We start from the raw sequence: 7,326 nt of genomic DNA, 5'->3' as shown, positions 1-7,326 counted from the left end.
ATCCGTGAGCGTGCGCCGGGGAAAGCGCAGCGCGGCCACGCCCAGCCGCGCGTGCAGCCAGTCGGCATCGACAAACAGCATGCGGTAGGACCATGGCGCGCCGGGGTCGGGATTGCAGGCATGCCAGGCGCCGGGCTCGATCAGCACCACGCCGCCCGCCTCCACGGGCTGCGGGCCGTGGGCATGGTGGAACACGGTGCGGCCCGTGTCCACGATGCCTATCGAATACTCGGCATGCATGTGGAGCCGAAAGCAATGCGGCGAGCGCGCGCTGTCGCGCAGCTCGGCCCAGGGAGCGGCCGGATGGCGGTGGAATCGGTGGGGAGAGGCTGAAGTCATGGCGGCCAGCCATCATGCCAGCATGGCCGCCACGCTGGCGACCAGCAGCAGGGCCAGCAGGCGGTGGAACAGGCGCTGGCGGCGTTCGGTGCGCAGCCAGCCCGAAAGCAGCTGCCCCAGCAGCGCCCAGCTGCCGACCCCCACCAGGCAGGCCAGCAGCGAGATGGCGCAAAACTGCAGCAGCGCCCACGGCGCATTCGCATGGGGCAGCACGAACAGGCCCACGCCGGCCAGCGCCACCAGCCAGGCCTTGGGGTTGAGCGTCTGCACGGCCGTGCCCTGCAACAGCGCTTGCAGCAAGGCCTGCAGCGTGCGCTGCGATCCGGCCTGCTGCTGCGCACCGGCCTGGCCCACAGGCGCGTTGGCCAGCCGCCAGGCCAGCCACAGCAGATAGGCGGCGCACAGCCACTGTGCGGCCGCAGACAGTTGCGGCAGCGTCTGCAGCAGCCACCGTGCGCCCTGGCCCATGACCCAGACCACGGCCGCATAGCTGGCGCTGGCGCCCAGCACATAGGCGGCAGAGACCAGGCGCGAGCGGGCTGCGCCGTGGCGCAGGGCCAGCACATTGACGGGGCCGGGCGTGATGGCACCCACGAGGGTGAAGACGCCCATGGCGAGCAGCGAGGAGGACATGAGATTTCGCGCGGACGCAGGACTGCACAAGGCACGCAGTCTCGTCCCGCACGCCGGCCCTGTATTGAACGCAATTGCGGGGCGCCGGCATGTCCGTCACAGCCTCTAGGGGAGCATGGCGTAGGCCACGATCTCCAGCTTCATGCCCGGCACCACCAGCGCCGAAATCCCCATGCTGGAGCGGTTGGGATAGGGTGCCTCGAAGAACTCGCGGTACACGGCGTCGATGGCCGGCATGTCGGCCACGTCGGTCATGTAGATCAGCACCTGGGTCACATGCGCCAGCGTGCCGCCTGCGGCCTGCAGCGCGTTGCGCAGGTTGGTGAAGGTCAGGCGCGCCTGCTGTTCGATGGGGCCGGTGTCGATGCTGCCGTCGGGCCGCACGGGGCCGTGGGCCGTGAACAGCATCTGGCCGCTGGCCTTGACGGCCCAGGAGAAGGGCTGCTTGAGCGGCGGCAGTCCCACGTCGATGATTTGCTTCATGGATTTCCTTGTGTTTTGACTACATGCGAAGGCATGGTGTTCTTGCGCCGGAAACTTGGCGCGGCCCATCGGCGGACGCCGAGCAAGGGCCTAGGCCGGCCGCGCCGCCCCGCAGCGATGGTGTCGTCCCGCGCCCGCGCAGCGAGAGCGGGGGAAGCGGCAAAGCCGCTCAGGGGTCACAGTTTCGTTCTCACGGACCAGATTTCGGGGAACAGCACCACGTCCAGCATCTTGCGCAGATAGCTGACGCCGCCCGTGCCGCCCGTGCCGCGCTTGAAGCCGATGACGCGCTCCACCGTGGTCACATGGCGAAAGCGCCACAGGCGGAAGGCGTCCTCGATGTCGGCGAGCTTTTCGCCGAGCTGGTACAGGTCCCAGTGCGACTGCGGGTCGCGGTAGACCTGGGCCCAGGCGGCCTCGACCTCGGGGCTGGCCGTGTAGGGCAGGGTCCAGTCGCGCTCCAGGTGCCGGGCAGGAATGGCCAGCCCCTGGCGTGCCAGCAGGCGCAGGGCCTCGTCGTACAGGGAAGGTGCGCGCCATGCGGCCTCCACCCGCGCCAGCAGGTCCGGGCGGTGGGCATGGGGCTGGAGCATGGCGGCGTTCTTGTTGCCCAGCGCGAACTCGATGCAGCGGTACTGGTAGCTCTGGAAGCCGCTGGAGCTGGCGAGATACGGGCGCATGGCCGTGTACTCGGTAGGCGTCATGGTGGCCAGCACGGACCAGGCGCCGACCAGCTGCTCCATGATGCGGCTCACGCGGGCCAGCATCTTGAAGGCATCTGCATGGCGGTCGGCCGCCACGGCGGCCGTGGCCGCGCCCAGCTCGTGCAGCATCAGCTTCATCCACAGCTCGCTGGTCTGGTGCTGGATGATGAACAGCAACTCGTCATGCGTGGGCGACAGCAGTTGCTGTGCGCCCAGGATGGCGTCCAGCTGCAGGTAGTCGCCATAGCTCATGGACTGGCTGAAATCCAGCTGCGCCCTTTCCTCGGCGACGATGCGCTCGGTCAGGCCGCCATGGACGGGGCAGCCGCTCATTGCGGCGACTCCAGCACCGTGGCAATGGCGTCGGCCACGTACTGCACGTTGGCGCCGGACAGGCCCGACATGCACATGCGGCCCGAGCGGATCAGGTACACGCCATGCTCGTCGCGCAGGCGGTGGACCTGGGGCTCGGTGATGCCTGTGTAGCTGAACATGCCGCGCTGGGTCAGCAGGAAGCCGAAGTCGCGCCGCTCGCCAAAGCGCTCCTGCAGCGCGCCGTGCAGCTGGGCGCGCATGTCCTTGATGCGCCCGCGCATCTGCGCCAGCTCCTGTGCCCATTGGGCGCTCAGCTCGGGCGATGCCAGCACCTGCTGCACCAGGCGTGCGCCACGGGTGGGTGGCGAGGAATAGTTGCTGCGCACCGTGGCCTTGAGCTGGCCCAGCACATTGCCGGCCGTGGACGCGTCGTTGCAGACCACGCTGAGGCCGCCCACGCGTTCGCCATACAGCGAGAAGTTCTTGGAAAACGAATTGGCCACGAAGGCCTGGGCGCCCGCGTCGGCCAGGGCGCGCACGGACCAGGCGTCTTCATCGAGCCCATCGCCAAAGCCCTGGTAGGCCATGTCCACGAAGGGGATCAGGCCGCGCTCCACGATCACCGGGATCAGTTGCTGCCACTGCTCGCGCGACAGGTCCACGCCCGTGGGGTTGTGGCAGCTGGCATGCAGCAGCACCACGCTGCCCGAGGGCAGTTCGCGCAGCGTCTGCAGCATGGCGTCGAAGCGCAGGCTGCCCGTGGCCGCGTCGTAGTAGGGATAGCTGTGGGTGCGCAGTCCCGCGCCCTGGAAGATGGCCAGGTGGTTGTCCCAGGTGGGATCGCTGAGCCAGACCTCGGCGCCGGGGAAATAGTGCTGGATGAAGTCCGCGCCCAGCTTGAGCGCGCCCGAGCCGCCCAGGGTCTGCACGGTGGCGATGCGCTGACTGCGCACGGCCTCATGACCGGCGCCGAACACCAGGTCCTGCACCAGCTGGCGGTAGGGAGCAATGCCTTCGATGGGCAGGTAGCCGCTGGGGCTTTGCTCGCGGGCCAGGGCATCGCCAGCCTGGCGCACGCAGTCCAGCACGGGCAGGCGGCCGGCCTCGTCGAAATACAGGCCGATGCTCAGGCTGACCTTGTCGGCGCGTGGGTCCTGCTGAAAGGCCTCCATCAGCGACAGGATGGGATCACCGGGGTAGGGCGGGACGTGGCTGAACATCGAGGCGCGGGCGGTATCGAGGGGGGCAAGAGTCGTCATGTGTCTAAGGCAGAGAGAGAAACGGGAGGCCGGATGTCACCGGGCGGGAACCTGGGCTTGGGTGGATGTTGGGGTCTGGGGTGGGGTTGGGGTCTGAGGGGAGGGCTGGCCGGCCGGCCGGCGATACCAGATGGCGTAGACGGCGGCCAGCAGCAGCAAAAAGGGCAGGCCCGTGAGCACGGTCAGGCGGAATACGTCGGTGAACAGCGTGGACACCAGGGCGGCCAGCATCAGCGCCGCGCCCAGCAGCGTCAGCACCGGAAAGCCCCACATGCGAAAGGCCAGCGGCTTGTTGCCCTGGCGCACCCAGTGGATGCGGAAGAACAGGTGGGTCACGAAAATCATGAACCACGTGAACATGGCGCCGAACATGGCCACGGCCATCATCAGCATGAAGGACTGCTCGGGATTGATGATGTTGAACAGCGTGGCCACGGCAATGCCCAGGCAGGACAGCAGCAGCGCCGGCAGCGGCACGCCGCGCGAGTTCACGCGGCCCAGCACGGCGGGCGCATGGCCGGCGCGCGAGAGGCTGAACATCATGCGGGTGGTGATGTACAGCTGGCTGTTCATGGCCGACAGGGCGGCCACCAGCACCACGAAATTGACCACGCTGGCCGCGCCGGGCAGGCCAATGATCTCCATCACCTTGACGAAGGGGCTGCCCTCCTTGCCGGCGGCCGACCACGGCACGATGGCCAGCATCAGCGCGATCGTGGCCAGGTAGAACACCACCAGGCGCACCATGGTGGAGCGGAAGGCGCTGGTGACGGCGCGCTGCGGGTCCTTGGCCTCGCCGGCGGCCACCGCGATCATCTCGATGCTCAGGTAGCTGAAGATGGCGATGATCACGCCCACCCAGGTCCCCCACAGGCCGTTGGGGAAGAAGCCGCCGTTGTTGACGTAGTTGGCAAAGCCCACGCCGTCCGGACGGGCGCCGAACACCACCCAGGCGCCGACCACGATAAAGGCCGCGATGGCGATGATCTTGATCATGGAGAAGCTGTACTCCACGGCGCCGAAGGCCTTGACGCTCATCATGTTCACGCCGATGAGCGCGCCCGAGAAGATCACCACCCAGGCCCAGCGCGGCACCTCGGGGAACCAGTAGCCCATGTACAGGCCCACGGCCGTCACCTCGGTGCCCACGGCCAGCACCACGCAGGCCCAGTAGGCATAGCGGACCATGAAGCCGGCCATCGGGCTGATGTAGTGCTCGGCATAGGCGCCGAACGAGCCCGAGGTCGGGTGGGCCACCGTCATCTCGGCCAGGCAGCCCATGAGCAGCAGCGAGATCACTGCGCCGATGGCATAGCTGATCAGCACGCTGGGCCCGGCAAAGCCGATGGCAAAGCCGCTGCCCAGGAACAGGCCGGTGCCGACGGCACCGCCGATGGCGATCATGGTCATCTGTCCGGCGGACAGCTGCTGTTGGAGTCCGGCTTCGCGCTGGACGATGTCTTCGAAGGCTGGCATGGGTTGTTGTCTCCGTTGCTGTGGGGGGCTTCGGAGGCGGATGCTATGGACGGCCTTCGCGGGACGTTTAGTAGTTATCCCTAAATCGACTTGATCTTGGATAAGTTATTCTGTGAAACATGAATTCATAGGTGGTTTATGCCAATCGACATCGACAGAACGGACCGGCTGCTGATCCGCGCCCTGCAGGACAACGCGCGGCTGACCTCGGGGGAGCTGGCGCAGCGTGTGCATTTGTCGCAGTCACCGTCATGGCGGCGCATCAAGCGGCTGGAGGACGAGGGCGTGATCACCGGCTACCACGCCGCGCTGAGCCGGCGCGCCATAGGTTTTGGCGTGCTGGCCTTCGTGATGGTGGGCATAGACCACCAGAACGAGGAGTCCTCGCGCCATTTCCAGGAAGCGGTCTGCGCCATTCCCGAGGTCGTGATGTTCCATGGCATCTCGGGGCCGGAGGACTTCCTGCTGGTCGTCGTGGCGCGCGATCTCGACGCCTATTCCGATCTGCTGCTCAGCCGCCTGCACCGGCTGCCCGGCGTGCGCCAGGTGCACACGCATTTCTCGCTGCAGGAATTCAAGGGACAGCTGGCGGGGCTGCCGGTGGAATGACGGCTGGTGGCGCCTGGCAGGCTGCTAGAGCAGGCCGCTGTCCAGCGCCTGCATGCCATGGCGCACGCGCACGCGGTTGCAGGCATCGCTGCCGGCGGCGAACTCGCGGCAGGGCGAGGGGCGCCATTCATAGATGCCGCAATGGGCCTTCTCGCCCACCTTGCCGACCAGGGCCGCGCAGCGGGGACGCGCCCAGTCGGTTCCGCGCATGCGGCAGGTGTGGTCGGTGACTTCCTCGGCCAGCCCGGCTGGCACGCGGCCGCCCTGCGCCTGCGACTCGTGCACGGAAAAGTCCACGCGAAACGATGCGCAGCAGGCGCCGCAGCTCAGGCAGGGATGGGTCATGGCGTGGGGAGGGGAGTGCGCAAAGGCCGTGTCGGCGTCGGCCGCCATTGTGCCGCGCGCCGCCCGCCTGGGCCCGCCAGGGGGCAAAGCCGGGAACGCAAAACCCTGTCCCGCACTCCGATACCATGCGCGGTCCCGCCGCCCGGGTTCGATCAAAATCAAAATGAGAATAAAAATCAATTGATACAACACGCCATGCATTCGATGAACCCCGCGACGGACGCTGCGGCTCCGTCCACGCTGTCCGCGCCTCCCATGTCCTCCTCTGCTGCCGTTGCCGCCGTTGCTGCCACCACGGCCATCACCCTTGATGCCCTGCCCCGCCAGGTATCGGCGCGCGTGGTCGAGCTCCATGCCGCACGCGATGCCAGCGAGCAGGAACTGCTGCTGCGGCTCATGGAGATCGGCTTTCTGCCCGGCGAGCCCGTGCGCATCCTGGCCGCGGGCTTTCCGGGCGACGACCCGCTGGCCGTGCGCGTGGGCCAGACCACGTTCGCTTTGCGCCGCCATGAGGCGGCCCTGGTGCGCGTGGCGCCGGAGGCGGTGGCATGAGCGCGTCGTCCTCTCCCAAACTCATCCAGCCGCTGCAGCCTGCCCAGGGCGGCGGCGGCAGCGGTGATTCCGCACTGCGCCTGGCCCTGCTGGGCAATCCCAACTGCGGCAAGACGGCGCTGTTCAACCTGCTGACCGGCGCACGCCAGAAGGTGGCCAACTACGCGGGCGTGACCGTGGAGCGCAAGGAAGGCTGGCTGAGCACGGCCAGCGGCCGGCGCGTGCGCGTGCTGGACCTGCCGGGCACCTACAGCCTGCATGCGCACAGCGAGGATGAGCGCATCACGCGCGACATCGTCTCGGGTCGCCATGCGCGCGAGGCGCCGCCCGAACTGCTGGTCTGCGTCACCGACGCCACCCATCTGCGCCTGAACCTGCGCCTGGTGCTGGAGGCCCAGCGCCTGGGCCTGCCCATGCTGCTGGTGCTCAACATGAGCGACATGGCCAGGCGCCAGGGCATCGATATCGACCGCGAGGCGCTGTCACGCGCCCTGGGCATGCCCGTGCTGTCCACGGTGGGCGTTCGCCAGGACGGCGCGCGCGAACTGCTGCAATGGCTGGACGGCCCCGAAGCCCGCGCCCTGGCGGCGCCGCAGCTGCAGGCCACGCGG

Annotated in this window: 10 protein-coding genes; 3 read left to right on the top strand and 7 right to left on the bottom strand. The window is 68.1% G+C overall.

Translation table 11 applies throughout. The annotated features are described in order from the left end of the window. The 6 genes from L995_RS11035 to L995_RS11010 form a co-directional block, all read right to left on the bottom strand. A partial coding sequence (locus L995_RS11035; RefSeq protein ID WP_047471640.1) for an AraC family ligand binding domain-containing protein occupies nt 1–339 on the bottom strand: 339 nt, incomplete at its 3' end. 12 nt (nt 340–351) lie between these two features. After that, nucleotides 352–972, bottom strand: a complete 621-nt coding sequence (locus tag L995_RS11030) for a LysE family translocator (protein ID WP_047471637.1) — start codon at nt 970–972, stop codon at nt 352–354. Nucleotides 973–1,077: 105 nt separating this feature from the next. Then, nucleotides 1,078–1,455 (bottom strand): RidA family protein, encoded by a 378-nt coding sequence (locus L995_RS11025; RefSeq protein WP_013803668.1) that lies wholly within the window; start codon nt 1,453–1,455, stop codon nt 1,078–1,080. Nucleotides 1,456–1,631: 176 nt separating this feature from the next. After that, on the bottom strand, nt 1,632–2,492 hold the full coding sequence (kynA, locus tag L995_RS11020; protein WP_047471633.1) for a tryptophan 2,3-dioxygenase: 861 nt from the start codon (nt 2,490–2,492) through the stop codon (nt 1,632–1,634). Then, nucleotides 2,489–3,694: an amino acid aminotransferase gene (locus L995_RS11015; protein WP_197065132.1), complete on the bottom strand. Its 1,206-nt coding sequence runs from the start codon at nt 3,692–3,694 to the stop codon at nt 2,489–2,491. The genes kynA and L995_RS11015 overlap by 4 nt, the downstream gene beginning before the upstream one ends. Nucleotides 3,695–3,769: 75 nt before the next feature. Next, nucleotides 3,770–5,209, bottom strand: coding sequence for an amino acid permease (locus L995_RS11010; RefSeq protein WP_047471627.1), 1,440 nt, complete (start codon nt 5,207–5,209; stop codon nt 3,770–3,772). Nucleotides 5,210–5,347: 138 nt separating this feature from the next. On the opposite strand from L995_RS11010, the gene L995_RS11005 reads away from it, so the two are divergent. After that, a complete protein-coding gene (locus tag L995_RS11005; protein ID WP_016448991.1) occupies nt 5,348–5,818 on the top strand; it encodes an Lrp/AsnC family transcriptional regulator in 471 nt (156 codons plus the stop codon). Nucleotides 5,819–5,842: 24 nt separating this feature from the next. On the opposite strand, the gene L995_RS11000 is transcribed toward L995_RS11005, so the two are convergent. Beyond that, nucleotides 5,843–6,163 (bottom strand): YkgJ family cysteine cluster protein, encoded by a 321-nt coding sequence (locus tag L995_RS11000; RefSeq protein WP_026062772.1) that lies wholly within the window; start codon nt 6,161–6,163, stop codon nt 5,843–5,845. Nucleotides 6,164–6,358: 195 nt separating this feature from the next. On the opposite strand from L995_RS11000, the gene L995_RS10995 reads away from it, so the two are divergent. Both L995_RS10995 and L995_RS10990 read left to right on the top strand, forming a co-directional pair. Next, nucleotides 6,359–6,715 carry a FeoA family protein gene (locus L995_RS10995; protein WP_016448989.1) on the top strand — a complete coding sequence of 119 codons (357 nt, stop codon included), beginning with the start codon at nt 6,359–6,361 and terminating at the stop codon, nt 6,713–6,715. After that, nucleotides 6,712–7,326: FeoB small GTPase domain-containing protein (locus tag L995_RS10990; protein WP_047471624.1), on the top strand; the 615-nt coding region annotated here is incomplete at its 3' end. The genes L995_RS10995 and L995_RS10990, both read left to right, overlap by 4 nt.

Origin of the sequence: Delftia sp. ZNC0008 (assembly GCF_000799035.1) — a bacterium.
GTDB lineage: Bacteria > Pseudomonadota > Gammaproteobacteria > Burkholderiales > Burkholderiaceae_C > Comamonas > Comamonas tsuruhatensis.
The sequence above is the reverse complement of the archived record's forward strand: the minus strand, read 5'-3'. Positions and strand labels throughout refer to the sequence as shown.